Origin of the sequence: Ensifer sp. YR511 (assembly GCF_900103045.1) — a bacterium.
In the GTDB taxonomy this organism is placed as follows: Bacteria; Pseudomonadota; Alphaproteobacteria; order Rhizobiales; family Rhizobiaceae; genus Ensifer; species Ensifer adhaerens.
This window is the reverse complement of the sequence record NZ_FNGR01000009.1, coordinates 212833-236557: the sequence shown is the minus strand read 5'-3', so window position 1 is coordinate 236557 and position 23725 is coordinate 212833. Positions and strand designations below refer to the sequence as shown.

Genomic DNA, 23725 nt, shown 5'->3' with positions numbered 1-23725 from the left:
GACGTCAAAACCTTCGGTCATGCCGATCGCCTTCATCACGTCGGCAAGGTTTTCCTTCGAGGCATCGACGACATGGTCGATGCCGACGCTTTTCGCGAGCGCCAGCCGCGTCGGGTTGATGTCGGTGATCACCACCTTGCGCGCGCCGGAACGCTTGGCGACCAGCGCCCCCATGATGCCGATCGGACCGGCGCCGGTGACGAGAACGTCCTCGCCGACGAGATCGAAGGAGAGTGCTGTGTGCACGGCATTGCCGAACGGATCGAAGATCGCCGCGATCTCGTCGGGCACATCCTCCGGGATCGGCACGACGTTATACTCCGGCAGGCAGACGAACTCGCCGAACGAGCCCGGCCGGTTGACGCCGACGCCGAGCGTGTTGCGGCACAGATGCCCGCGGCCGGCCCGGCAGTTGCGGCACTTGCCGCAGACGATATGGCCCTCGCCCGAGACGCGCTCGCCGACATGGTACTTGGTGACGGCCGATCCGACCTCGGCGATCTCGCCCATGAACTCGTGACCGACGACCATCGGCACCGGAATGGTTTTTTGCGCCCACTGGTCCCAGTTCCAGATGTGCACGTCGGTGCCGCAGATCGCCGATTTCTTCACCTTGATCAGCACGTCGTTCGGGCCGATCTCCGGCACCGGCACGCGCTCCATCCAGAGGCCCTCTTCCGGCTTCGACTTCACCAGCGCCTTCATCATGTTCGTCATCAGTCCCTCCCTCAGATCACGCCGAGGTCGCGGCCGACCTCTTCGAAGGCGGCGATTGCCCGCCGGACGTCCGCTTCACTATGCGCTGCCGACATCTGCGTGCGGATGCGCGCCTGGCCCTTCGGCACCACCGGGAAGGAGAAGCCGATGACATAGACGCCCTTCTTCAGCATGCGCGCCGCCATCTCCTGGGCGAGTGCGGCATCACCGAGCATCACCGGGATGATCGGGTGGCCCTCACCGGCCAGCGTGAAGCCGAGCTTGGACATCTCGGTGCGAAACAGCGCCGCATTGGCATAGAGCCGCTCGCGCAAGCGATCGCCGTTGTCGATCAGGTCGAACACCTTCAGCGAGGCGGCGGCAATGACCGGCGCCAGGGTGTTGGAAAACAGATAAGGGCGCGAGCGCTGCCTGAGCCAGTCGACGACTTCGGCCTTGGCCGAGGTGTAGCCGCCCGAAGCGCCGCCGAGCGCCTTGCCGAGCGTGCCGGTGATGATGTCGATCCGGCCCTCGACGCCACAATGTTCGGCGGAGCCGCGGCCGTTCTTCCCGACGAAGCCGACCGCATGGCTGTCGTCGACCATGACCATGGCGCCATATTTGTCGGCGAGATCGCAGACGCCCTTAAGATTGGCGATGATGCCATCCATCGAGAAGACGCCATCGGTGGCGATCAGCTTGAAGCGGCTGCCCTCGGCCTTCTTCAGTTCCTCCTCCAGCGCCGCCATGTCGTTGTTGGCATAGCGGAAGCGCTTCGCCTTCGACAGCCGCACGCCGTCGATGATCGAGGCGTGGTTGAGCGCATCGGAAATGATCGCATCCTCTTCGCCGAGCAGCGTTTCGAACAGGCCGCCATTGGCATCGAAACAGGAGGAATAGAGGATCGTGTCTTCCAGCCCGAGGAAGGACGAAATGCGTGCCTCCAGCTGTTTATGCTCCTCCTGCGTGCCGCAGATGAAACGCACCGAGGCCATGCCGTAACCGTAACGGTCGAGCGCCTGCTTGCCGGCCTCGGCCAGCTCTTCACTGTCGGCAAGGCCAAGATAGTTGTTGGCGCAGAAGTTGAGCACCCGCTCGCCCGAGGCGACCTTGATTTCGCCCGCCTGCTTCGAGGTGATCACACGCTCCGACTTGTACAACCCGGCCGTCTTCAGGCCCTCGAGTTCTGAACGGAGATGGGTGAGGTAGCGGTCGCTCATTCAGGCACGTCCCTCGGCTCGATCGGCGGCAGCAACAGGCGGAAACCCGGTGCGGCACAGGGCATCGAGACCTTCGAGATCCAGTCGCTCGAGGCCCAGTTCCGGAAGGAGGTCGTTCTCGCCTTCGAAGTCCCGGCCGTACATGGCCGAGAAGATGCGGATACCGGCCTCGTGCAGGTCTGCCGGGCATCCGGCAAGGCGCGCGAGCTGCGCCGTCACGACCAGACCGAAGGGAACATCCTCCGTCACGTAGCGGCTGTCGGCCGTCGCAGGACCCGTGCCGTTATGTCCGGCCTCATGCATTTCCTGGTTCATCTGCGAGATCGTGCTGACCGGCACATGGAACGACAGGTGGAAATGCTGAAAAATGTCGCGCACCTTCAGCTGCAGCTTCTCGGCGACAGCCAGGCGTTCGAGGTCGAGTGTCTCCAGGAGACGACCGATATTGGGGGTGACGTTCTGGGCCTGAACCCAGGTCTCGCCGCGCTCCATGCGCGACATGTTGCCGAGCGCGATCCCGAGGTGGTTTTGCGGATTGAGGTTTGAAAGCGCGATCGCCAGAAGGCTGCCGCGATCGACAAAATGTTCGCCGAAGAGTGCCGTGCAGACCGCATGGCCGCGCGCACTTTCCGATGCCGGAACGGTCGCGAGATCGACCTGCTTGCGGATGGTGTTCACCTGCACCAGCGCAGGGCCGAGCTTCCGGCCGCTGACGATCGTCGTGCCCCAGGCAACGATCGGCAAGGTGATGCCGCGTGCTGCAAGAAGCGACGAGAGATAAAGCGCTCCGAACGAGGTATGCGAACTGAAGATCACCACTTGACCGGCAGTCAGATGCGGCGCGATTGCGTCCAGCACGAAGCGGTGACCATAGGCCGGCAGCGCGATGAGGATCGCATCGGTATCGTGGACGAGATCTTCCGCACGCTTGGCAACGGCCGGAAGGAAGGTGCCTTCGATGGCGCCCTCGGCCGTGAGGCGCCCTCCCTCTGCGAGTGCCACAGTGCCGGTGCCGGACGGCGACCAGAGCGTTGCCTTGTGTCCCAGTTTTTCAAGAAGTGCAGCGGTGCCAAAGGCAATAGAGCCAGCACCTGCGATACCTACGCGCATGTCGTTTTCCACTTTCATTGATATCGGGTGACGGGCGCAGCCGGGGCGCCCGCTGTCGAGGGTGTTGCGGCTAAGCCGCGTTTCGGGCGGGGATGAGCGTGGTCGCTTCGGACGACCAGCCGACCCAGATGTCGTCGCGGCTTAGGCCTTCCACCTCGCTCGGATGAACGAGCGCGTTGAGCAGATGCCCCTCGCCGATCTCGACCTTGAGCGATGTGTGGTTGCCCTTGAAAACCCGCTGGCGGATCCGTCCACGGATCCGGTTGGCGACACCCGGTTCCTGCGCCGAGCATTGGATCGCTTCCGGCCGCAGGACGACGTAGATCGCGTCGCCGGCCTTGGGCGAGAGCGCGCCGGCGGACGCCTTGATCGTCATGCCGTTCCACCGCACCGCCGCTTCGCCGGCGTCAGTACCGACGACGTCGGAATGCAACAGATTGGTTTCGCCGAGGAAGGTCGCCACGAAGGCGGAGCCGGGGCGCTTGTAGAGGGTCGCCGGATCGCCCATCTGCTCGATCCGGCCATTGTTCATGACCACGATCGTATCCGACATGGTGAGCGCCTCTTCCTGGTCGTGGGTCACGAACATGAAGGTCTTGCCGGTCTGTTCCTGGATCGCCTTGAGCTCGATCTGCATCGTCTGGCGAAGCTTGGCGTCGAGGGCGGAAAGCGGCTCGTCCAGAAGCAGAACGTCGGGATCGGGCGCCAAGGCGCGCATCAGCGCGACGCGCTGGCGCTGGCCGCCCGACAGCTCGGACGGAAGGCGGCCGGCAAAATCCTGCAGCTGCACGAGTTCCAGAAGCTCCGATACGCGCCTCTGGATCTGGCGGTTGTCGACGCCCTTCAACTCCAGGCCGAAGGCGATGTTCTTCGCGACCGACATGTGCGGGAACAGCGCGTAATCCTGGAACACGATGTTGACGTTGCGCCGGTTCGGCGGAACCATTGTCACGTCGCGGCCGGAGAGCAGGATGCGGCCCTCGGTCGGCGTTTCGAACCCGCCCAGCATGCGCAGCGTTGTCGACTTGCCGCAGCCGGAGGGGCCGAGCAGGGTGACGAACTTGCCGCGCTCGATGTTGAGATTGAGATTATCGACGGCGACAAAGCTGCCGAAGCTCTTGCGGATATTTTCGAACTGAACAACCGGTTGCATCAGCGGATCCTCGAACGACGTGTGAGATATTCTGCGTAGAGCCCGACCACGGCGGTCACGACCAGGACGAGCGTCGCCATGACGTTGATCTCCGGAGACATGCCGGACTGCACCCGGGCGAAGATCAGCATCGGCAGCGTCGGGCGATAGCCGCCGAGGAAGAAGGTGCGGACGAAGTCGTCGCTCGACAGCAGCAGGCAGAAGATCATGCCGCCGAAGATGGCCGGTCCCAGATAGGGAAGCGTGACTCGGAAGAAGGTTACGATACTGTCGGCACCGAGATCGCGCGCGGCATCGACCAGATTGCCCGGCATCGAGCGCAGCCGCGTCAGCACCATGACCACCACGAAAGGCACGGCGTGGACGACGTGGCCGAGGATGATGGCGACCGTGCCCGTCGGCAGATCGATGGTGGTGATGAAGATGCGCAGCGAAATCGCCGAGATCATGCCCGGCACCACGGCCGGCAGGCAGGCCACCGCAAAGGCCACGTATTGAGCGGCCCCGCGCAGCGACCCGATCAGCATCGCGATCCAGACACCGATCACCGTTGCAATGGCCGTCGTCGCCGCGGCGATCATGATTGTGTAGAGGCAGGCGTCCAGGAACTGCTTGTCCTTTATGACCTTGGCGTACCAGTCGATCGTCAGGTTTCCGAGCGGAAACGAAATGAAGCTCGCATCCTTGAAGCTGACCGCCACCATCAGCGACAACGGCAGAAACAGGTACAGGACAAACAGCCAGTAGAAGGACTTGAGGGCCAGCCCGGGCCAATCGTGAAACAGGGCGCGCATCAGAATGTCCTTTGCTTCGAGCCGCCGACGACCCGCATGAACAGACCGACGGTGACGAGGGATGCGGCAAGCATGATCATCGCGAAGGCGGCACCGGCCGGCCAACGGCTGCTGGCGCCGTGGAAGAAACTGCTGATCGTCTCGGAGAACATGCTGGTGGTCGGCCCGCCGAGCAGAATGGGAGCGGCAAACACGCCCATGCAGGTGAGGAAGACCAGCGAGCATCCCGACACGATGCCGTCGCGCGAAAGCGGCAGGATGATGCGGCGGAAGCGCGTGAACGGCCCTGCCCCGAGATCGGCTGAGGCATCGAGCAGCGACTTCGGGATCTTCTCGATCGCCGAATAGAGCGGCAGCAGCATGTAAAGGCAGACCATGTAGACGAGGCCGAAGCTGATCGAAAACGAGGTGTAGAGCATCTGGATCGGACGCTCGGTCAGCCCGATTTCTCTGAGCAGCACGTTAACGGCACCGCGATTGGCGAGAAGCATGATGACCGAGAAGATACGGATGATTTCACCCGCCCAGAACGGGGCCAAGAGCAGGAGCAGCGCCCGTGACCTGTTGCCGGTCGCAACCACCTTCGCCACGTAATAGGCAACCGGATAGACCACGACCAGGGTGACGGCGGTTGCGATGGAGGCATAGATGAAGCTGCGCAGCAGCGGCATCCAGTAGAGCTTTTCACTGAAGAAGAGCGCGTAGTTGTCGAACGTGAATTCGGCCTCGACGCCCGGCTGCGGCGGATAGCTGGACAGGAGGCTGATGCGCAGCATCTCGTAGATGGGGCCGATATGCATCATCAGCATCCAGACGACCGGCACGCCGGCCAAAAGCAGGATGCGTCCGTATCGCCACTCGGCAACGGCGCCCAAGGTGTAGCGATAGAGCAGTGAGTTGATCACCCTCGCGACACCGGTCGAGTATTTCATGTGCGCAGCACGGACGGGGAGACCGCCACCTGCCGTATGTGTTCCCACGGCCATTGAATTATCCCAAAGCTTGTCCGCGACCCGACGGGCGTTGGCAGAACATGCGTCACCGTTCTGACCCCGCCGCCACGGCGAGGTCAGTCAGTCAGTCATCGCAACGCGATTGCTTAGGCCGCTTTCAGTTCGGCGACGGCGCGATCGATGATCTCGTTCTTCATCGAGCGGTTGAGCGAGCTGAAGAAGGTGACGCGCTCGAGCTCGTCCTGCGGCAGGGTCGATGCCAGCCGCTCCCTCTCGTCGAGCAGCTTGTCGACACCCGATATCGTCGAGCTGAAGCCGGAGGTGCGCGTCATCGCCGCCCCGACCTCGGGGTTCGCCAGGATCGCGTCGAACAGCTTGTAGGCGTTCTCGGCGTTCGGCGCGTTGTTGACGATGTTCAGCGTGTAGCAGAAGCCGTAGGTGCCTTCCTTCGGAACCGACAGCTTGACCGGCACGCCGTCCATGATCAGCTTGGCAGCCGGGCCCGACCAGGCCTGCGCCAGATGGATGTCCTCGTTGATGAACATCTGCTGCACTTCGCTCGCCGCATCGTAGTATTTGCGAACCATGTGCTTGTGCTTGATCAGGTGGTCGCGCGCTTGGCTGGCTGCCTTCTGGGCCTCCTCGACCTTGTCGGTGTAGGTGACGAAGTCGCCGTCATGGCCCAGATACTTCATGGTGATCGACATGAAGTCGCCCGCCATATAGGCGGTCAGGCCTTCGTACTTCTCGTCGAACATGATGCCCCAGCTGTCGGCCTCCGACACGTAGTCGGTGTTGCGCACGAGGCCTTCGTAGCCGGCAAGGATCGGCAATCCCCAAAGGTTGCCCTCGAAGCGCGCCCAGGCGGCGTCCTGATAGGCGGGGTTGAGGTTCGCCCAATTACGCAGCTTTGCCGTATCCAGCGCCTGCACCAGCTTGGAGCCGATGAACTGGCCGTAGCGGTGGCCGGCGACCGTCACGATGTCCGTAGTCGGGTTTGCGCCTTCCGCCGTCAGCAGGTTGTACTGCTTGCCCTGGTCGTCGGTCAGGCGGATGCGAACCTCGATGCCTGTGTCCTTCTGGAACTGCTCGATGAAATCCTGCGGCAGGAACTTGTCATAGGTGGTGATGTTGAGAACCGAGCTCTCAGCACGCGCCGACCGGATGAGGTAAGGCGCGGTGAGCACCGTTGCACCGCCTGCCCCCAACAGCTTGAGCGCGTTCCTGCGATTGATCTTCTGCCCGATAATCATTTGTTTCTCCTCTCGCCTCCCAGCGTGACTTGATGGCGCCAGAGCGCGCATACGCGCTTCTGATCCCGTCGCCGATCGCGCAGCCGGATCGATCCAGTTGCAGCCTGCATAAAGATTGGCGCAGCAAATTTGGTCCGTCTAATTGTTTTTGAGCCTGCATCCATTCCAAAAGGTTATAGCCCAGAATTTAAGCCGGCACGGCAAACGGCGATATTTTGCGGGGGTCTTGGTCGGCCGGATTGTCAACCTCCGCGCGCAAAGCTAGGGTATGGGCAAGTTTGCCCCGAATGAAGTTATGAAATGAAGCGCGCACCGAACCTGCGACAAATCGAGGCTCTTAAAGCCGTGATCGAATGCGGCACGGTCAGCCGTGCCGCGGAAGTGCTGCATATCTCGCAACCCGCCGTGAGCAAGCTCCTGGCGCATCTGGAAGAAGATACGGAGCTTGAACTCTTCGACCGCATCAAGGGGCGGCTCATTCCTTCGGAGCATGGCATGCGGCTCTACAAGGAGATCGATCGTGTCTTCGCCGGCATCAAGCAGATCGAGCGCGCCGTCGACCTGATCCGGCGCGAGGAACTGGGGCAGATCTCGGTCGGTGTGATGCCGGCGCTTTCCGGCCTCTTCATCAGCGACACCAACAAGCGCTTTCTTGCGGGGCATGGCGACGCCTACATCTCGGTGGTGATCCGCAGTTCGCAGTTCATCGTCGAATGGCTGCTATCCAAGCAGGTCGATATCGGCCTCATCAACCGCAATACGGACAACCCCTATATCGAGTGCGTTCCCTTGCGCGGCGGAGACCTCGTCTGCATTGCGCCGCGCGACCATCGCTTCGCTGCGAAACAGGAGATCGTGCCCGCCGATATCCACGGCGAGCCCTATATCGGCTTTGCAGCGGACAACCGCATCCGGCAAAAGATCGAAAGCACGCTCGATGTCTATGGCACGCGGTTGAACTACATCATGGATGCGACCCTTGCGCCGGCGGTATGCGAAATGGTCGCCAACGGACTGGGGATCGCCATCGTCGATCCGGTGTTCGCCTTTGGCCAGCGCGACCGGCTGACAATCAAGCCGTTTCTCCCCAGCATTGCGTCGGATCTCAGCCTCTGCTGGCTCCGCGAAACGAGAAACCGCCACCTGGTCGACGCCTATGTCGAGGCGACCCGCGCCACGGTGCAGGATATGCGGCTGGCGATGGAAGCGAACTGAGGCCCTGTCGGCGGCCCGTGGGATTTCGCGGCTTTACAAGCCCCGCCCCACAGCCGAGATTTGCGGCCCCGACAAAATGGTGAACCATGCCGACCGCTCCCCTCCTTGTTGACGCATTTTCCGAAGCGCATATCCCCGAGATGCTCGACTGGTTTTCAAGCCTGGAGGCGCTGGTGCAATGGGGCGGCCCCGGCCTCTCCTTTCCGCTGCAAGCGGCACAGCTCGAAGCGATGCTCGCCGGAACCAAGGGTGCCGAACCTGAGCGCTTGATGTTTGCAGGCGTCGCCGACGGCAAGCTCGCCGGCCATGCGCAGGTAGCGCTCGACTGGGCAAACGGCGTCGGCCGCCTCGCCCGGGTTGCCATCAATCCACGCATGCGCGGCCAGGGCCTCGCCCAGCCTTTCCTCAGCGAAGTCACCCGCCGCTTTTTCGCCGACCCCGCCTTCGAGCGGCTGGAGCTCAACGTCTACACGTTCAACGAGGCGGCGATCCGCACCTACCGAAGCCTCGGCTTTTACGAGGAAGGCGTCAGACGCTCCTCCGCCAAGGTCGGAGATGCCAGATGGGACACAGCGATCTATGGCATGCTTAGAGGCGAATGGGCCGACCGCACCGCCGCCGCTCAGTAAGGCAAGCCGACATAGTTCTCCGCCAGCGCCGTTTCTGCCGCCACCGAATGGGTGAGGTAGTCGAGTTCGGCTTCCTGGATGCGCTGGTCGAAATCGCCGGTATCCGGAAAACGGTGCAGCATCGTCGTCATCCACCAGGAGAAGCGCACGGCCTTCCACACGCGCGCCAGCGCCCGCGCCGAATAGGCGTCGATGCCGGCATTCGAGCGATCCTGGTAGTGTTCGAGCAGCCCCTCGAAGAGATAATGCACGTCGCTGGCGGCAAGGTTCAGACCCTTCGCGCCGGTTGGCGGCACGATATGGGCGGCATCGCCGACCAGGAACAGCCGGCCGAAACGCATCGGCTCGGCAACGAAAGAGCGCAGCGGCGCGATTGATTTTTCAAAGGACGGTCCCGTTACCATTGCTTCGGCATGATGAGACGGCAGCCGCCGGCGAAGTTCGTCCCAGAAGCGCGTGTCGGACCAATCCTCGATCTTTTCGCTCACCGCGCACTGGATGTAGTAGCGGCTGCGCGTCGTCGAACGCATCGAGCAAAGCGCGAAACCGCGCGGATGGTTGGCATAGATCAGTTCGTGGTCGACCGGCGGCACGTCGGCGAGAATGCCGAGCCAACCGAAGGGATAGACCTTCTCGAAGGTCTTGAGCGCCTTTTCCGGTACCGACTTGCGGCTGATCCCGTGAAAGCCGTCGCAGCCGGCGATGAAGTCGCAGTCGATGCGCTGCGCCGTGCCATCCTTCTCGAAGGTCACATAGGGCAGATGACCGTCGAAATCATGCGGTTGGACATTGGCCGCCTCGTAGATCGTGACAGCCCCTGAGCGCTCGCGATGCTCCATCAAGTCGCGCGTCAGCTCCGTCTGGCCATAAACCATGACGCGCTTGCCTCCGGTCAGTTGCCTGAGATCGATGCGGTGATCGCGGCCATCGAAGGCGAGCGAGAAGCCGTCATGCGGCAGGCCCTCCTGATGCATGCGCGCCCCGGCTTGAGCGCGATCCATCAGGCCGACCGTGCCTTCCTCCAGCACGCCGGCGCGCACGCGCCCGAGGATGTAGTCCTTGCTGACACGGTCGACAATGACATTGTCGATGCCCGCTTCCGTCAGCAACTGCCCGAGCAAAAGCCCTGACGGGCCCGACCCGATGATGACCACCTTGGTGCGCATGCTCTCCTCCGGAATTGCTCTTTGTCAGAATTGTCTTTTGGCAAAATCTGCGCCGGGCCGGCTTCGCTCTCAATGGACAAATCCGCCATGAAATTGCACAAATCGAACATGGCTTCAGGATGTGCTGCATGAGGAAGACGGTTCCGACCTACGAACTCTACGGCGAAAAGACCGGAGAACGGCCGGATTTCTGGCTGCATTGCGAGACTATTCCGTCAAGAAGCAGCCTCTACCACTGGGAGATCGGGCTGCACCGGCACGAGAGCTTCTTTCAGATCTTGTACATTGCCAGCGGCTCCGGCGATGCGGTCTTTGGCAACGCAGTCAACATGATCGAACCGCCGATGGTCATTACCGTTCCGCCGGCGCTCAGCCACGGTTTCCGCTTCTCGCGCGACATCGACGGCTTCGTCTTCACCATCCTCGCTTCGCACTTGAAGACAGCGCCCGGCGAGCGCAGCCGCCTTGGCGCCTGGCTCGCCATCCCGCACCTGATCCGGCTCGACGGCGGCGAAGATGCTGCCTACATCGCAGCAACCCTCACACGTCTTGCCAGGGAATGGGAAACCAGCCGTGGCAACCGCGCCGATCTTCTGGACGCCTACCTGACCGCCGCGCTGACGCTGACGGTCCGTCTCGACGAGACGAGCGACGACCGGGATGACAGCAGCCAGAGTGAAAACGAGCGGCGGGTCCAGCGCTTCCAAGCGCTTTTGCAGCAGCACCTCCGCTCGCATTGGCCGGCCGCCGCCTATGCCCGCGAACTTGGCCTGTCGCAAACCCATCTCAACCGGATCACGCGCGCCGTCGCCGGCCTCAGCGCCCACGAAATGATCTCGCGAAAGCTCGTCGGTGAAGCAAAGCGCGAACTCGTTTTCACCCGCGCCAGCGTCCAGGAAATCAGCTTCCGCCTCGGCTTCGCCGACCCCGCCTATTTCTCCCGCTTTTTCCTGCGCCAGACAGGCGTGACGCCCCGCGCCTGGCGGCTGGCAGAGCGCGAACGGCTTGGTGCATAAAGCGCCAGCGCAGCTTTCGGCGGCTGGCCATGCACGCCAGGGTGAGATTGTATACAATCCGAAAAAGCTTTTTGCAACGACTCAAAACGGGAGCAGAATCAAGCTCGGGTCCGAGGGGGGCCCGGAGGAAATACGGAGGAAGACATGGCAGTACGCGATCCGTCGCCCTCGTTGTACAACGAGGATCTGGCACCGGCCGAGGAGCGCCGGTGGGGCGCTTTCAGCATCTTCAATGTGTGGACATCCGACGTGCATAGCCTGTGGGGATACTACCTCGCGGCAAGCCTGTTCCTGCTCTGCGGCAGCTTCATAAACTTCGTCATCGCGATCGGCATCGGCTCGCTGGTGATCTTCTTCCTGATGAGCCTTGTCGGCAATGCGGGCGTACGCACCGGCGTGCCCTTCCCCGTTCTCGCCCGCGCCTCCTTCGGCACCTTCGGCGCCAACGTTCCGGCGCTGGTGCGCGCCGTCGTCGCCTGTTTCTGGTACGGCGCGCAGACAGCGGCTGCCTCCGGGGCCATCGTGGCGCTTCTCATTCGCAACGAAAGCATGCTGGCCTTCCATCAAAACAGCCACATGCTCGGCCACTCGACGCTTGAGGTCATCTGCTACGTCGTCGTCTGGTCGCTGCAACTGCTTATCATCCAGCGCGGCATGGAGACCGTTCGCAAGTTCCAGGATTGGGCAGGCCCGGCCGTCTGGATCATGATGCTGATCCTTGCCGTCTATCTGATCGTCAAATCAGGGACGTTCTCCTTCGGTTCGGAAATCCCGCGCGACGTGCTCATCGAAAAGACCAAGGACGCGGGCGTTCCGTGGGAGCCCGGCAGCTTCCCGGCGCTGGCCGCGGTCGCCGCCACCTGGATCACCTACTTCGCAGCGCTCTATCTGAACTTCTGCGACTTCTCGCGCTATGCGACCGACGTGAAGACGCTACGCAAGGGCAATCTCTGGGGCCTGCCGATCAACCTGCTCGCCTTCTGCCTGGTCGCCGGCGTGACGACGACCGCCGCATTCGCCGTCTATGGCGAAGTGCTGCTGCATCCGGACCAGATTTCGGCGAAATTCGACAGCTGGTTCCTGGCGCTGCTTGCAGCACTTACCTTCGCCGTCGCGACGCTCGGCATCAACGTGGTGGCGAACTTCGTGTCGCCGGCCTTTGACTTTGCCAACGTCTTTCCGCGGCAGATCAACTTCAAGCGCGGCGGCTACATTGCGGCGCTGATTGCGCTCATCCTCTATCCGTTCGCCCCTTGGGAAACGGGGGCTGCGCATTTCGTCAACTTCATCGGCTCGACGATGGGGCCGATCTTCGGGGTGATGATGGTGGATTATTATTTGATCCGCCGCGGCCAGCTGAATGTCGAAGCGCTCTATCACGAGGACGGCGAGTTCCGCTTCCAGGGCGGCTGGCACGGCAGCGCGTTTATCGCCTTTGCCATCGGCGCACTGTTCTCCTCGATCCTGCCGACCTTCACCACCATCCTGCCCGCCTGGTGGGGAATCTATGGCTGGTTCTTCGGCGTCGCCATCGGCGGGGCGATCTACTACGTCTTGAGGATCGGCGCCCGCAAGCCGGCCTTTGCGGCCTGACAACTTCACAATGCGCCCGGGCCTAAGTGCACCGGGCGCATTGCCGCTCACGTGGCGATGTGGGCGTTGAAATAGACAGCGCCCGCCTGATCGCGCGGGCGCTCGAACGCGCCGCTGACCGAAAACGTCGTCTCGACGAGCCCGCTGTCGGCGAGCGTATCGGCCGTGCCGCAAAACAGGGTCCGACCTTTCGCCAGCAGCACGATGCGGTCGGCAATCGCCATGGCCTGGTTGAGGTCATGGATGGCGACCACGACCGTTACCTGCCGCTCGCGGCGCAGGCGGCAAAGCAGTTCCAGCACTTCCACTTGATGACCGATGTCGAGAAACGAGGTCGGCTCGTCGAGCAACAGGATCTCGGCTTCCTGCGCAAGCGCCGCCGCAATCCAGGCCCGCTGGCGCTCACCACCCGACAAGGCTCTCAGATCCCGATGTGCGATATCGTGCAGATCGGCGCTGTCGAGCGCCCAATCGACCGCCTGGCGGTCTGCCGCGGAAAAGCCGCCGAAGGCACCGATATGGGCAAAGCGTCCATGCCGGACCAGCTGCTCGACCGTCATGCCCTCGGGCGAGAGCGGCGCCTGCGGCAGGAAGGAAAGCCGGCGCGCGAGCTGGCGACGCTTCCATGAGCGCACCGACCGGCCATCGAGCGTCACGTCGCCGGCCTCCGGCACCGTCAATCCTGCAAGCGCATGGAGTGCGGTGCTCTTGCCCGACCCGTTGGGGCCGATCAGCGCAACGATTTCGCCGCGGCTGAGCGCGAGGGCGAAGGTCGCGAGTGCGCAATGCCCGGCATAGCGAATGGTGACGTCGGCGGCTTTGAGATGCATCACGGCCTCATCGGTAGCGGCGAAGTAGAACGAGCAGGAACGGCGCGCCTGCAAAGGCGGTGACGACGCCGATCGGAATCTCCTCGGCGCCGCCGGCTAGCCGTCCGACGAGATCGGCCGCCACGACCAGTGTCGCGCCGATGAGGGCCGTCAGCGGCAGGACCGCCGCGAAATGGCGACCGGCCAGGAACCTTGCAAGATGCGGCACCACGAGCCCGATGAAAATCAACGGACCGACGACGCCGACGGCACTGGCGGCAAGGACGCAGGCAACGGCGAGAACCAGGGTGAAATGCAGGCGATAATTCAGCCCGAAGGAGCGTGAGACGTCCTCCTCGAAGCGCAAGATCGCCAGCGAACGGTGGAGGAACGGAAGCACAGCGAGCGCGGCGAGCGTGAACGGCAGGAGAAAGACCACATGCTCCCAGCCACGCGCATAGAGGCTGCCAGCAAGCCATTGCATGACGATCTCGAACCGGGCGCTGCCCCAACCGACGATGATGCCCATGGCAAGTGCATGCAGAAAGGCGCCGATCGCGATGCCGCACAGCGTTACGCGCAGAGCGCTCAATCCCCTGCGGACGGCAAGGCCATAAGTCAGCGCCCCGGCCGCAAGCCCGCCGATGGCGCCGACCAGCGGCAGCCAGGCAACCGGCAGGGCGTAAAGCGTGTTGGCATCGGAGGCGACGCCATAGACCGCGATGAAGAGGAACAGGGTCACCGCCAGCGTCGCCCCTTGAGAAATGCCCATGATGGTCGGGTCGGCCAGCGGGTTGCGCGTGACCGTCTGCAGCAGGGCACCGGCGACCGCAAAATGCATACCGGCGAGCATGCCGGTCAGGATGCGCGGGATCCGGATGGTCTCGATGATCAGCTGCGCATTGTCCGATCCGCGTCCGATGAGGACGGCGGCGACATCAGACAGAGGCAGGTCGGCGACCCCGAGCAGGATCGCCACCAGCAGGAGGCCGGGAAATAGGGCGACCAGCAGCACGGTATGTCGCAGCGCCGGTGTTTCGGTCGTGGTCCTCGTCATCGACGCCCGCCTCCAGCACCGGGCCGCGGGCCGCGTTGGGTCAGATAGACGAACACCGGGCCGCCGATCAGCGCGGTGAAGATACTGACCGGAATTTCCCGTGGCGCGGCGACCGAGCGGGCGAGTGCGTCCGCCGTCATCAACAGGCATCCGCCAAGCGCGATATTGAGGAGAAGCGCCCAGAGCGCCGAGCCCGGCCGCAGCAGCCGGACAAGATGCGGGGCGGCCAACCCGACAAAGGCAACAGGCCCGGCAACCGGCGTTACGCCGGCAACGAGGCAAATGGCTGCGGCAAGCAGCACGAGCTTCCACAGGACGGGATTGGCGCCCATGCCGGCGGCGGCCCCGTCGCCGAGCGACAGGAGCGCGATGATGCGGTGGCAGCAAAGAGCGATGCCGAGCCCAACGACGATCCACGGCAGCATGTAGCCGACCTGCGCCCAGGATCTCCCTTGAAAGCCGCCGGAAAGCCAGAACAGCACCGAGGGCGATTGTGGCCCGCCTCGGACGAGCAGGTAAGTGGTGACCGCATTTAAGAATAGGGCGACCGTGATCCCGCCCAGCGCCAGGTGCAGCGGCGACGCCCGCCCGCCCCTTGCCGTCCACAGCGTCAGCGCGGCCGCCGCCAATCCGCCGACCATCCCGATTGCCGGAAAGAGCGTGGAAGATACGGCAGGGAAAAGGACGAAGCTCGCGACGATGAACGCCACGGCGCCGGCGGTGACGCCGGTGAGGTCGGGTGCGGCCAGCGGATTGCGCGTGATCGATTGCAGCAGGTAGCCCGAGACGGCGAGAGCTGCGCCTGCGAAGTAGGCGGCGATGCTTCTCGGCATGCGCAGTGTCCAGACGATGATCGAATCAGTACCGCCAGCCGGCGATGATAGTGCCGCCAGCGCCTGGGAAAGCGTCATCGGCTTTGCGCCGAAGATCAGCGCCGACACGCTGACAATCAGCGCTACCGCCAGCAACATCGCAAACCACAGCGGTGCGCGCGTCTGGTCGCTCATGGCCGTTGCTCCGAGACGTTCCCTACAGCGGTCATATCGGTCGTCGCGCGATGGAAGGCCCAGAAAAGACCGGTCGCGGCGGCAGCGAACCCAAGCCCCATGCCGAGCCAGACACCGACGGCGCCGGGAGCGAGGTGGAAACCGATGAGCCAGGCGGCCGGCGCACCGATCAGCCAATAGCTTGCAAGCGTGATCCAGAAGCCGCTCGCGGCACGGCCGACGCCGCGAAGCGCGCCGATACCGATGTTCTGCGCGAAATCGGGCAGCTGGGCGAGCGCCGCGACAGACACCAGCGCGGACGCGGCCAGATAGGTTGCGCCCTCGGATCCGGCCGGCGACAGGGAAAACAGAGCCAGGATCGGCGCCGGCAGCAACAGGATAATCAGAGCGAAGACGGAGGCGACTGAAATGCCGAGCAGCAGCCCCGTTCCGCCGACCCGCCGCGCGCGTTCGCTGTCGCCGGCCGCAAAGGCTTCGCTGACCCCGACCGAGGTCGCGTGCGAAAGCCCGACCGAAAGCATGAAGACGACATAGACGACCTGATTGACCGCCGCCTGCGCGGCGAGCGCGGCGGCACCCCAGGCCCCGACCATAAGCGTGACCAGCGCGGTGAAGCCGGCCTCGGATGCGTAGGATCCGGCTGTCGGAATGCCGATCGCAAGCAGCCGCCGGATGGCTGCGACGACCTCCCCCATCGACACGAGGCGCGAGAACGACAGCCGCCGGTGCGTTATCCAGGCAATGGCAGCGAATTGTGCCAGGAAGGCGAGCGTGCTTGCGGCTGCGACGCCCGAAGCGCCGAGCTTCGGCAGGCCGAACGTGCCGAACAGCAGGCCATAGTCGAGCAGGGCATTGACCAGAATGGTCGCGAGCGTGATCGTAAGTAGGACATTCGCCTGACGCCGGCCGACGACGACGCCACGATAGGCGTAAAAGCAGAAGAGCGGGATGATGCCGGGCGCCAGAAACATCAGATACTCGCGCGCAAGCTCGACGACGCCGGCATCCTGTCCGAGCCAGCGCAGGCCGCTGCCGCCGATCATCATCAACGCTGCCGAAATCAGCCCGGCAACGGCAGCGATGCTCAGCGAACCCAGCAAATGAGACGGCGCCACCTTTTCGCCGGATGCCTCGGCAACGAGATTCGACGTGCCGACGATCAGACCGAAGCCAATCGTGCGCAGTAGATTGAACACGGCGAGCCCGAGTGCGGCAGCCGCAAGCGCCTCGCCACCGACCCAGCCGAGCATCAGCAGGTCGGTGGTCGAGATTGCGACCTGCGCCAGCTGTACCAGCGCCAGCGGCGTTGCCAGCCCGACGATGCGGTGCGCTTCGGAAACTGTAGGACGGTTACGGGGCATGAGAATTTGCCGGCCCCGCAAGTGCAAGGGCCGGTTCACCTGTTACTGGATTGAGGCGGGGATGAACTTGCGGGCTTCCGCCTTCACGTCGATGGCTGGAAAGGCATCGGGATAGAGCAGATGCGCTGCCTCGCGCAGTACCATCTGGCGGGCGATTGGCCCGTGCGCCTCAACCCAATGGTCGCCGACATAGTGCACGCGTCCGTTCTTCACCGCCGAGAGCTGCTGCCAGATCGGATTGTTTTCCTGAGGGCGGTCCGGGCCGTAGTCATAGACGAAGATGACTTCCGGATCCTGCTCCAGCAGGGTTTCGAGGCTCATTTCCATGCCCCAGTTCCCGGGAACGGACGGCGTCGGGTTCTGACCGGCGATGTTGTCGCCACCAAGCGCCACCAGGATGGCGGCAGTCATGTTTTCCGATCGAAAGACCCAGGGAATGTCCCCGCCCCACATCACCACGAAACGCCGGTGCTTGTCCTTCGGCGCCTTCGCTGCAAAGGCCTCGAGGTCGCTCTTGAAGGCGGCGTTGATCTCCTGCCCGCGTTTCGGCTGGCCAAGGATCGTCGCCAGTTGCGCAATGGTGCGGTCGCTGTCGGCGTAGAGTTCAAGGTCGTAGGCGAGATAGGGCGCGACCTTCTCGTACTGGGCAGCATTGCCTTCGGTGTAGCGGCGGATCGCGACCGTGAGGTCCGGTTTTGCCTCCGCGAGCAGCTCGATGTTCGGGGTGGCGCGCTGGCCGATCTGCTTGACGCCATCGAGGTAGCCGCCGAGGAAATCGGGATGACGGCCTTCCACCATGTAGGTCGTCGCAACCGGCGTCAGCCCGAGGGCGAGCGCGACATCCGCGGCGAAATAGGAAACGGAGGCGACCTTCTGTGCCTTCGCCGGAATGGTGACCGCCACACCGCGATCGTCGATCACGTTGAAGGTAACGGCGTCTTCGGCACCGGCACCGGTCGCCTGGCCGAGCACGCAGCCTGCAAGAACGACGGCGCCGATCAGCTGCGAGCGTGCGGCTGTGAAAAGGGGGCTGGGCATGCGGGCTCCTTGTACCATTGCGGTGTCAACCTTGCTGAAGGCCGAAAGCCGGTAGCCACGGCCGTCACCGCACGGCTCGCCGCTTGCGGCAGACACATGCCGAAAATCGCCGGCAGCGTCTGCGCGCCGCTGCGGCCCGCCGAACCTCAGACGGAGAAAACGCGCGATCGCCATCAACAAACCTCCCGACATCAGGCTTCCTGCCTTCCAATATGGAGGATTGTTGATATTTATGGTCAAGTTATTTGCAAGCGAAAGGTTCTCACGCCGGCATGAAAAAATCGCAAGCCAAACGCTTCAAGCTTCCGCCGCTCAGTGTGCTGCCGGCCTTCTCGGCGACGGCGCGCACGGGTAGCCTGACGCTCGCAGCCGCGGAGATGCACCTGACGCCGGGCGCGGTCAGCCGCCAGATCAAGGCACTTGAAGACGCACTGGGCACGCCGCTTTTTCACCGCAGCCACAATGCGATTGCGCTGACGGCCGCCGGGCGACAGTTCCTCACCCACGTGAACGGGGCGCTCGCCACCCTTGAGACGGGCGCGCGCGCAGTCAGCCCCGAACGCTCGCGCCTGGTGATCCAGGCGCCGATCACCATTGCCCGCCGTTGGCTGATCCCCCGGATCGGTTCCTACCGGCAGGCGCATCCGAGCGAAGATCTCGTCATCCAGTCCCTGGCGCTGGGTGCTGCCGAACCGGCGGATATCACGATCACCTATCGCCGGTGCGGCGACAGCGACGATCATGCGTTGGCCTTTCTGGTGGATCGAACGCTCGCCGTGTGCTCACCGCAGTTCTTTGCGCGATCGGAACGCGAACTCGACACCCGCGACGTGCTCGGCCTGCCGATCCTTCTCGACACGGCCGACGCCTGGTCCTGGCGGCGCTGGTGCGATGCGGCTGCGATCCCTTTCGAGCCGAAGGGCGGCAGCATCGGCTTCGACACGGACGAGGCCGCAATCGATGCCTGCATTTCCGGCCTAGGAATTGCTCAGGTCAGCCCGGCCTTCATCGAGAAGGAGCTGCGAAGCGGCCAGCTGATCGCGCTTTGCCCGTCGATCTCGCCGATCGTCGGCGCCTATGAGATCGCGAGGCGCGCGCCGTCGGGCACGCCGGACAGCTTTTCCGCATGGCTTTCCCAATGGGCCCACGCGGAAATCTAGCCGGGAACGCTACTCCGCACGCGACGCCGTCATGAGCTTTTCTTCGGGAGGCCGAGGATTTCGCGTACGCCGTTCTTGGTGAAGGGCTGCGCCAGTTGTGCCAGGAAGCCTCGGGCGATCTGGCCCTTGATGCCGATGTTAGTGGAGGACGGACGGTCAGGGTTGTAGTATGTGCCGAACAAAAGGTCCCAGACCACGACGTTCTCGCCGTAGTTCATGTTGCCCTCGCGAAGGTCCTTCGAGTGATGCCAGCGGTGCAGCCGCGGCGTGCTGAAGAGATAGTCGAAGGGGCCGGTGCGCATATCGACGTTGCAATGGGTAAGAATGCCCATGAAGGCCGTGACCGCGCCGAGCCACCAGAAAACGTGCAACGGAGCGCCCAGGCAATAGAGCGGGATCTGGCTCATGGCGATCTTGAACAGCGAATCGGCCACGTGGAAGCGGCCGGTATTGATGACCCAGAGCCGAACGACGCTGTGATGCAGCGCGTGAAACCGCCAGAAGAACAGCTTTTCGTGGGCGATCCGATGCGACCAATAGAGGCCGAATTCGGCAACGACCACGGCGATAGCCACCTGAAACACCATCGGCCAATCCGATGGCCAGAGACCAAACTTGAGCGCTGCGAGCGGCTGCAGGATGTTGGCGGCATACATGGGAAAGACGGCGGCGATCAGGCCAGCCGCCTGCAGCAGGCCCTTCGTCGCCAGCGTGTGGCCGATATCGTTCACCGTTTCGCCATCCGATTGCAGCCAGCCCCGCTCGTAGGGAATGTAGCGTTCGAGAAGAAACAGGATGAAGACGGCAGCCGCATAGACCGCCACGAAACCGACCATCGGTTTCGCGCTCGCGAACGCGTAGTAGGCGCCGAGCAGTCCACCGAAAAACACCAGCGGCCAGGACAGATACCCAAGCACTAATCTGAAAACCTGTCCGAGCCTCGACACGGTGGCTCTGCGCTCTGCCTTCATCAACGATGCTCCATCCATTCAAGCAGTTCCCGGCATGTGCGCGGCCGGCCGTCGCTGACGCGTCCGTTGCTGCATGCATCCAGGCGATGGTCCTGCTCGGACCAGCCGCCTCGTCCATGCCGGTACATGCGTCTGATCTCGGCGCAGGTTCGCGGCGTTCCATCACTTAGCCGACCATCACGACAGGGATCGTACAAAGGCTGCACGGTCCGATACGGATTGTCCGCAATCCACATTCCCTTTTCTTCGGCATGGCTCGGGCTCGCGCTGAAGAGGATCATCCACATCGGTAAAATGGCCAGGCGCATCGACAACGTCCTTTGTTGAAACGTTGCACGAGCTTTGCGGGGGGTGGGTTGCACCAGCATTGCAGGAGACGGGAAGATGCAATCAGTTGCTGGAGGATGCAACCGCCCATTGACGATGAAAAAAGAATCTATCATTCTCTTTTCATCGTCAATGGAATCTGGACAGATGCGCGCGCCCAATCTCGAATTTTCGCAACAGGAAACGGACGACTTTTCCGCGCTGGACGCAACGGAACAGGCGCGTCTCGTCTCGACGGGCCAAGCCTCGCCGCTCGAACTCGTCGATGCCGCCATCCGGCGCATCAAGCGGATCGAGCCGCACGTCAACGCCCTTGCATCCACGGATTTCGACCAAGCGCGCAAGTGCGCCGGAGCTCTTCGGCCGCACGCGGACATGCCGTTCCCGGGCGTACCGACCCTGCTCAAGGATCTGCTTGCCTACCCCGGCCATCCGGCCGGCTTCGGCTCTCGCCTCTTCAAGGGACAGCCCGCCCAAGGCGGATCGGATTACACGGACGCAATCGACAAGGCCGGTCTGATCGTTCTTGGAAAGACGACCACATCGGAGTTCGGCCTGCTCGGCACCACCGAAACCCTCGCCCATGGAGCGACGCGCAACCCCTGGAATTTTGCCCTTTCGACCGGCGGCTCGTCCGGCGGCGCGGTGGCGGCCGTTGCCTCCAGCATGGTGCCTATCGCCCACGCGTCCGACGGCGGCGGCTCGATCCGTGGCCCCTCCTCCTTCTGCGGGCTATTCGGTTTCAAGCCGAGCCGGGACCGCACGGTGAATGCCGGCCTGCCGCCGGCGATGCCGACGGCGCGGCTGATCAGCGACCATTGCGTCAGCCGTTCCGTGCGCGACAGCGCCGCGTGGCTGGCGGCGACCGAGCGGCAGGACCTGGCGCGGCCAATGCCTGCGATCGACGATATGCGCCGCGGCCCGCAGAAGCGGCTGCGCATTGGCGTCTATCGCCATGATGTTTTCGGGCGCGGCGTGTCTGAAGCGGTCGAGGACGCGCTCAACGCGGCGATCACGTTGTGCACGGTTTTGGGGCACGAGGTCGTCGAATGCGCGGGGCCTGACGTCAACGCGCAGGAAACCAGCCGCGCCTTTTTCAATCTGACCGGGATCGTTCTGTCCGGCCTGTTCGACCAGGTCGCGGCCACAATGGGCGGCGCCTTCGACGAGACCTTGTTCGAGCCCTACACGGTCGAGCTCGTCCGCCGCGCGAGGCGGCTGCCGGAGGCGGCAATCATGGAGGCGATCGGCGCGACGAAGAGGGCCGAGGCGAGCGCAAATCAGACGATCTCCGGCTATGACGTGCTGCTTTCGCCCACCGTCCCCTTCACGGCCTTTCCGCTGGGGACGCAAGGACCGACCGAGGATGCAGACCAACTCATCGCGTTTACGGAACGCCTCGCCGGCTTCACCAATGTGGCGTCCTTTGCCGGATGGCCCGCCATGTCGGTGCCGCTTTGCTGGTCGCGCGAGGGGCTGCCGGTCGGCTGCCATTTCGCTGCAGCAACGGGCGAGGACGCGCTGCTCTTCTCACTCGCCTTCCAGCTGGAAGAAGCTGCCCCCTGGCAACCAAGGCTCACCGAGCTTGCAGAAAGGCTCGCATGCCCCAGCGCCTGAAGCAGGAAGTGCGCGAGCGTCTGCTTGCGGCAGCGGCAGCGGTGTTTGCCGAGCAAGGGTTCGAAAAGGCCCGGCTGGCCGATGTGGCGGAACGGGCGGGTACGAGTTCGAGCAACATCTACAAGTACGTCGCCGACAAGGAAGCGCTGTTTTATGAGATCGTGACGCCGGCGCTCGCCGGGCGATTGTTGCGCCTGCTGCGCGCCCGTGTACGAGAACTGCGATCGATCGGCGATTGGCTGCAGGCCGATGCTTCCGGATCCGAACGTGCCCGGGCGCTGCTGTCCTTCTGGATCGACCAGCGGCTCGTGGTGCTGATCCTGCTTCGCGGGGCCGATGGGACGCGCTACGCCCATGTCCGCAAGCTGATGATCCGGGAGATGGTGCGGCTGGCTTCCGGCTACCTGACCGACAATGGCGGCGAGCAAGCCCTGACGCCTTTGATGGGTTTCATGCTCGAGCGAACCTTCACTCGAACGCTGGACACCATTGCCGATACGCTCAGCGAATACAGCGACGCCCCGTCTATCCAGTCGGCCATTTCGCTCTTCTGGCGCTACCAGCTTGCGGGGCTGCAATCGCTTCTGGACCCGGACGCGTTGGGCGGTGATCGTCAAGCCTTCACAGGCCCCGATCAGTCGTCCGAATAGCGCTCCTCGCGCCACGGGTCGCCGCGCATGTGGTAGCCGTTCCGCTCCCAGAAGCCGGGCATGTCGCCTTCGCGAAAATCGATACGCGTCAGCCACTTGGCACTCTTCCACAGATAAAGATGCGGAACGACGAGCCGCATCGGTCCGCCATGGGTGCGGCCGATCGGTTGGCCCTCCCAGTCGGTCGCAAGGATCGCGTCTTCGGAGGCGAAATCCGCAAGCGGCATGTTCGTGGTGTAGCCGTCATAGCTCGTCAGCATGACATGGCTCGCTTCGGGCTTCGGCATCACCTGGTCGAGCAGATCACGCGTGGCCACGCCCTGCCAGCGGTTGTCGTAGCGCGACCACGTCGTCACGCAATGCATGTCGGAGAGACGGTCGCTCTGCGGCAAAGCCTTGAAGGCGGCCCAGTCGAGCGACAGGGGATGCTCGATATGGCCGGTGATATCGAGACGCCAGCTTTCCGTCCGGATGATCGGCTGCTGGCCGAGGTCGAGCACCGGCCAGTCCTTGACCAGGTGTTGCCCGGGCGGAAGGCGCTCGTCCTCGGGGCGCACGATCCGCCCCGTCAGGAACTTGCCATCGGCGGCCCAGCGCCGCTTCGTCGTCGTGAGCTTGGTTTCCGGCGGCTGCGTATCGTCAGTCATAGTGGTCCACTCCCAGCCCGAATTCACACCCCAGGCGAGATAGAAAGCGCGTCGGGGCGTGGCGTCAAGCGCAAGGATGCCGCCAGCGCTATCTCAGTACGCCGCGCAAGGCTGCTTGTCTCCTTGAGTAGCGGCAGATAACGCCAGACCATCTCCGTCGCGGCGACGTGCGAGCGGGTGAAGCGTGGACGCATGGCCGCTGGCGTGCCGCATCCATACGCACTTCAAGCCAGCCTTGAAAAGCCAAACGGCCCCCTGCCAAGGTCACCCATGACCCGGACAG

Annotated in this window: 23 protein-coding genes; 7 read left to right on the top strand and 16 right to left on the bottom strand. The window is 63.5% G+C overall.

Annotated elements, in window-relative coordinates; translation table 11 throughout:
- From tdh to BLU15_RS18115, 7 genes are all read right to left on the bottom strand, one after another.
- The coding region (gene tdh / locus BLU15_RS18145; RefSeq protein WP_090296962.1) for an L-threonine 3-dehydrogenase at nt 1-717 on the bottom strand (717 nt) is incomplete at its 3' end.
- A gap of 11 nt (nt 718-728) precedes the next feature.
- On the bottom strand, nt 729-1916 hold the full coding sequence (locus tag BLU15_RS18140; RefSeq protein WP_090296960.1) for a glycine C-acetyltransferase: 1188 nt from the start codon (nt 1914-1916) through the stop codon (nt 729-731).
- Nucleotides 1917-3026 carry an NAD/NADP octopine/nopaline dehydrogenase family protein gene (locus tag BLU15_RS18135; protein WP_176960305.1) on the bottom strand — a complete coding sequence of 370 codons (1110 nt, stop codon included), beginning with the start codon at nt 3024-3026 and terminating at the stop codon, nt 1917-1919.
- A gap of 70 nt (nt 3027-3096) precedes the next feature.
- Nucleotides 3097-4179, bottom strand: coding sequence for an ABC transporter ATP-binding protein (locus tag BLU15_RS18130; protein ID WP_060580985.1), 1083 nt, complete (start codon nt 4177-4179; stop codon nt 3097-3099).
- Nucleotides 4179-4973, bottom strand: a complete 795-nt coding sequence (locus BLU15_RS18125) for an ABC transporter permease (protein WP_034805885.1) — start codon at nt 4971-4973, stop codon at nt 4179-4181. The genes BLU15_RS18130 and BLU15_RS18125 overlap by 1 nt, the downstream gene beginning before the upstream one ends.
- Nucleotides 4973-5959, bottom strand: coding sequence for an ABC transporter permease (locus BLU15_RS18120; protein WP_051659715.1), 987 nt, complete (start codon nt 5957-5959; stop codon nt 4973-4975). The genes BLU15_RS18125 and BLU15_RS18120 overlap by 1 nt, the downstream gene beginning before the upstream one ends.
- 113 nt (nt 5960-6072) lie before the next feature.
- Nucleotides 6073-7179 (bottom strand): extracellular solute-binding protein, encoded by a 1107-nt coding sequence (locus BLU15_RS18115; RefSeq protein ID WP_034805879.1) that lies wholly within the window; start codon nt 7177-7179, stop codon nt 6073-6075.
- A gap of 300 nt (nt 7180-7479) precedes the next feature.
- Here BLU15_RS18115 and BLU15_RS18110 point away from each other — a divergent pair, with 300 nt between their 5' ends.
- Both BLU15_RS18110 and BLU15_RS18105 read left to right on the top strand, forming a co-directional pair.
- Entirely contained in the window at nt 7480-8394 is a 915-nt protein-coding gene (locus BLU15_RS18110; RefSeq protein ID WP_034805874.1) for a LysR substrate-binding domain-containing protein, read from the top strand.
- A gap of 86 nt (nt 8395-8480) precedes the next feature.
- On the top strand, nt 8481-9023 hold the full coding sequence (locus BLU15_RS18105; RefSeq protein WP_060522057.1) for a GNAT family N-acetyltransferase: 543 nt from the start codon (nt 8481-8483) through the stop codon (nt 9021-9023).
- On the opposite strand, the gene pobA is transcribed toward BLU15_RS18105, so the two are convergent.
- The gene (gene pobA, locus BLU15_RS18100) at nt 9017-10189 is read right to left on the bottom strand and encodes a 4-hydroxybenzoate 3-monooxygenase (protein ID WP_060522056.1); all 1173 of its coding nucleotides are present in this window, start codon (nt 10187-10189) and stop codon (nt 9017-9019) included. The genes BLU15_RS18105 and pobA overlap by 7 nt on opposite strands.
- 128 nt (nt 10190-10317) lie before the next feature.
- Between pobA and BLU15_RS18095 the strand changes: the two genes are divergently transcribed.
- Nucleotides 10318-11205: a helix-turn-helix domain-containing protein gene (locus BLU15_RS18095; protein WP_090297004.1), complete on the top strand. Its 888-nt coding sequence runs from the start codon at nt 10318-10320 to the stop codon at nt 11203-11205.
- Nucleotides 11206-11349: 144 nt separating this feature from the next.
- Entirely contained in the window at nt 11350-12798 is a 1449-nt protein-coding gene (locus BLU15_RS18090) for an NCS1 family nucleobase:cation symporter-1 (RefSeq protein ID WP_060522054.1), read from the top strand.
- A 47-nt stretch (nt 12799-12845) separates the two neighbouring features.
- On the opposite strand, the gene BLU15_RS18085 is transcribed toward BLU15_RS18090, so the two are convergent.
- Genes BLU15_RS18085 through BLU15_RS18065 form a run of 5 tightly spaced genes read right to left on the bottom strand, consistent with a single transcriptional unit; the run spans nt 12846 to nt 18070 of the window.
- The gene (locus BLU15_RS18085; RefSeq protein ID WP_060601688.1) at nt 12846-13628 is read right to left on the bottom strand and encodes an ABC transporter ATP-binding protein; all 783 of its coding nucleotides are present in this window, start codon (nt 13626-13628) and stop codon (nt 12846-12848) included.
- 7 nt (nt 13629-13635) lie between these two features.
- Nucleotides 13636-14664: a FecCD family ABC transporter permease gene (locus BLU15_RS18080; RefSeq protein WP_090296957.1), complete on the bottom strand. Its 1029-nt coding sequence runs from the start codon at nt 14662-14664 to the stop codon at nt 13636-13638.
- Nucleotides 14661-15671 carry a FecCD family ABC transporter permease gene (locus BLU15_RS18075; protein WP_090296954.1) on the bottom strand — a complete coding sequence of 337 codons (1011 nt, stop codon included), beginning with the start codon at nt 15669-15671 and terminating at the stop codon, nt 14661-14663. Before BLU15_RS18075 ends, BLU15_RS18080 begins: the two co-directional genes overlap by 4 nt.
- Complete coding sequence (locus tag BLU15_RS18070; protein ID WP_090296952.1) at nt 15668-17032, bottom strand: MATE family efflux transporter; 1365 nt, start codon at nt 17030-17032, stop codon at nt 15668-15670. Before BLU15_RS18070 ends, BLU15_RS18075 begins: the two co-directional genes overlap by 4 nt.
- A gap of 42 nt (nt 17033-17074) precedes the next feature.
- Nucleotides 17075-18070, bottom strand: a complete 996-nt coding sequence (locus BLU15_RS18065) for an ABC transporter substrate-binding protein (protein WP_090297001.1) — start codon at nt 18068-18070, stop codon at nt 17075-17077.
- Between the two features lie 272 nt (nt 18071-18342).
- Here BLU15_RS18065 and BLU15_RS18060 point away from each other — a divergent pair, with 272 nt between their 5' ends.
- A complete protein-coding gene (locus BLU15_RS18060; protein WP_090296949.1) occupies nt 18343-19230 on the top strand; it encodes a LysR substrate-binding domain-containing protein in 888 nt (295 codons plus the stop codon).
- Between the two features lie 29 nt (nt 19231-19259).
- Here the strand turns inward: BLU15_RS18060 and BLU15_RS18055 are convergent, their stop codons facing one another.
- Together BLU15_RS18055 and BLU15_RS38980 are read right to left on the bottom strand one after the other, a co-directional pair.
- Nucleotides 19260-20201 carry an ornithine lipid hydroxylase OlsE gene (locus BLU15_RS18055; protein WP_060644712.1) on the bottom strand — a complete coding sequence of 314 codons (942 nt, stop codon included), beginning with the start codon at nt 20199-20201 and terminating at the stop codon, nt 19260-19262.
- Nucleotides 20201-20689: a hypothetical protein gene (locus BLU15_RS38980; protein ID WP_143034227.1), complete on the bottom strand. Its 489-nt coding sequence runs from the start codon at nt 20687-20689 to the stop codon at nt 20201-20203. Before BLU15_RS38980 ends, BLU15_RS18055 begins: the two co-directional genes overlap by 1 nt.
- On the opposite strand from BLU15_RS38980, the gene BLU15_RS18050 reads away from it, so the two are divergent.
- Together BLU15_RS18050 and BLU15_RS18045 are read left to right on the top strand one after the other, a co-directional pair.
- Nucleotides 20676-22145 carry an amidase gene (locus tag BLU15_RS18050; RefSeq protein ID WP_090296998.1) on the top strand — a complete coding sequence of 490 codons (1470 nt, stop codon included), beginning with the start codon at nt 20676-20678 and terminating at the stop codon, nt 22143-22145. The two genes, BLU15_RS38980 and BLU15_RS18050, sit on opposite strands and share 14 nt — an antisense overlap.
- A complete protein-coding gene (locus tag BLU15_RS18045; RefSeq protein WP_060580992.1) occupies nt 22130-22795 on the top strand; it encodes a TetR/AcrR family transcriptional regulator in 666 nt (221 codons plus the stop codon). Before BLU15_RS18050 ends, BLU15_RS18045 begins: the two co-directional genes overlap by 16 nt.
- Here the strand turns inward: BLU15_RS18045 and BLU15_RS18040 are convergent.
- The gene (locus tag BLU15_RS18040; protein WP_090296946.1) at nt 22780-23442 is read right to left on the bottom strand and encodes a sulfite oxidase-like oxidoreductase; all 663 of its coding nucleotides are present in this window, start codon (nt 23440-23442) and stop codon (nt 22780-22782) included. The two genes, BLU15_RS18045 and BLU15_RS18040, sit on opposite strands and share 16 nt — an antisense overlap.
- Nucleotides 23443-23725 lie beyond the last annotated feature (283 nt).

Coding starts and splice junctions, on each gene's coding strand:
- BLU15_RS18140 (WP_090296960.1), bottom strand. CDS start 1,916: ATGAGCGACCGCTACCTCACCCATCTCCGTTCAGAACTCGAGGGCCTG.
- BLU15_RS18135 (WP_176960305.1), bottom strand. CDS start 3,026: ATGCGCGTAGGTATCGCAGGTGCTGGCTCTATTGCCTTTGGCACCGCT.
- BLU15_RS18130 (WP_060580985.1), bottom strand. CDS start 4,179: ATGCAACCGGTTGTTCAGTTCGAAAATATCCGCAAGAGCTTCGGCAGC.
- BLU15_RS18125 (WP_034805885.1), bottom strand. CDS start 4,973: ATGCGCGCCCTGTTTCACGATTGGCCCGGGCTGGCCCTCAAGTCCTTC.
- BLU15_RS18120 (WP_051659715.1), bottom strand. CDS start 5,959: ATGGCCGTGGGAACACATACGGCAGGTGGCGGTCTCCCCGTCCGTGCT.
- BLU15_RS18115 (WP_034805879.1), bottom strand. CDS start 7,179: ATGATTATCGGGCAGAAGATCAATCGCAGGAACGCGCTCAAGCTGTTG.
- BLU15_RS18110 (WP_034805874.1), top strand. CDS start 7,480: ATGAAGCGCGCACCGAACCTGCGACAAATCGAGGCTCTTAAAGCCGTG.
- BLU15_RS18105 (WP_060522057.1), top strand. CDS start 8,481: ATGCCGACCGCTCCCCTCCTTGTTGACGCATTTTCCGAAGCGCATATC.
- pobA (WP_060522056.1), bottom strand. CDS start 10,189: ATGCGCACCAAGGTGGTCATCATCGGGTCGGGCCCGTCAGGGCTTTTG.
- BLU15_RS18095 (WP_090297004.1), top strand. CDS start 10,318: ATGAGGAAGACGGTTCCGACCTACGAACTCTACGGCGAAAAGACCGGA.
- BLU15_RS18090 (WP_060522054.1), top strand. CDS start 11,350: ATGGCAGTACGCGATCCGTCGCCCTCGTTGTACAACGAGGATCTGGCA.
- BLU15_RS18085 (WP_060601688.1), bottom strand. CDS start 13,628: ATGCATCTCAAAGCCGCCGACGTCACCATTCGCTATGCCGGGCATTGC.
- BLU15_RS18080 (WP_090296957.1), bottom strand. CDS start 14,664: ATGACGAGGACCACGACCGAAACACCGGCGCTGCGACATACCGTGCTG.
- BLU15_RS18075 (WP_090296954.1), bottom strand. CDS start 15,671: ATGAGCGACCAGACGCGCGCACCGCTGTGGTTTGCGATGTTGCTGGCG.
- BLU15_RS18070 (WP_090296952.1), bottom strand. CDS start 17,032: ATGCCCCGTAACCGTCCTACAGTTTCCGAAGCGCACCGCATCGTCGGG.
- BLU15_RS18065 (WP_090297001.1), bottom strand. CDS start 18,070: ATGCCCAGCCCCCTTTTCACAGCCGCACGCTCGCAGCTGATCGGCGCC.
- BLU15_RS18060 (WP_090296949.1), top strand. CDS start 18,343: ATGAAAAAATCGCAAGCCAAACGCTTCAAGCTTCCGCCGCTCAGTGTG.
- BLU15_RS18055 (WP_060644712.1), bottom strand. CDS start 20,201: ATGAAGGCAGAGCGCAGAGCCACCGTGTCGAGGCTCGGACAGGTTTTC.
- BLU15_RS18050 (WP_090296998.1), top strand. CDS start 20,676: ATGCGCGCGCCCAATCTCGAATTTTCGCAACAGGAAACGGACGACTTT.
- BLU15_RS18045 (WP_060580992.1), top strand. CDS start 22,130: ATGCCCCAGCGCCTGAAGCAGGAAGTGCGCGAGCGTCTGCTTGCGGCA.
- BLU15_RS18040 (WP_090296946.1), bottom strand. CDS start 23,442: ATGACTGACGATACGCAGCCGCCGGAAACCAAGCTCACGACGACGAAG.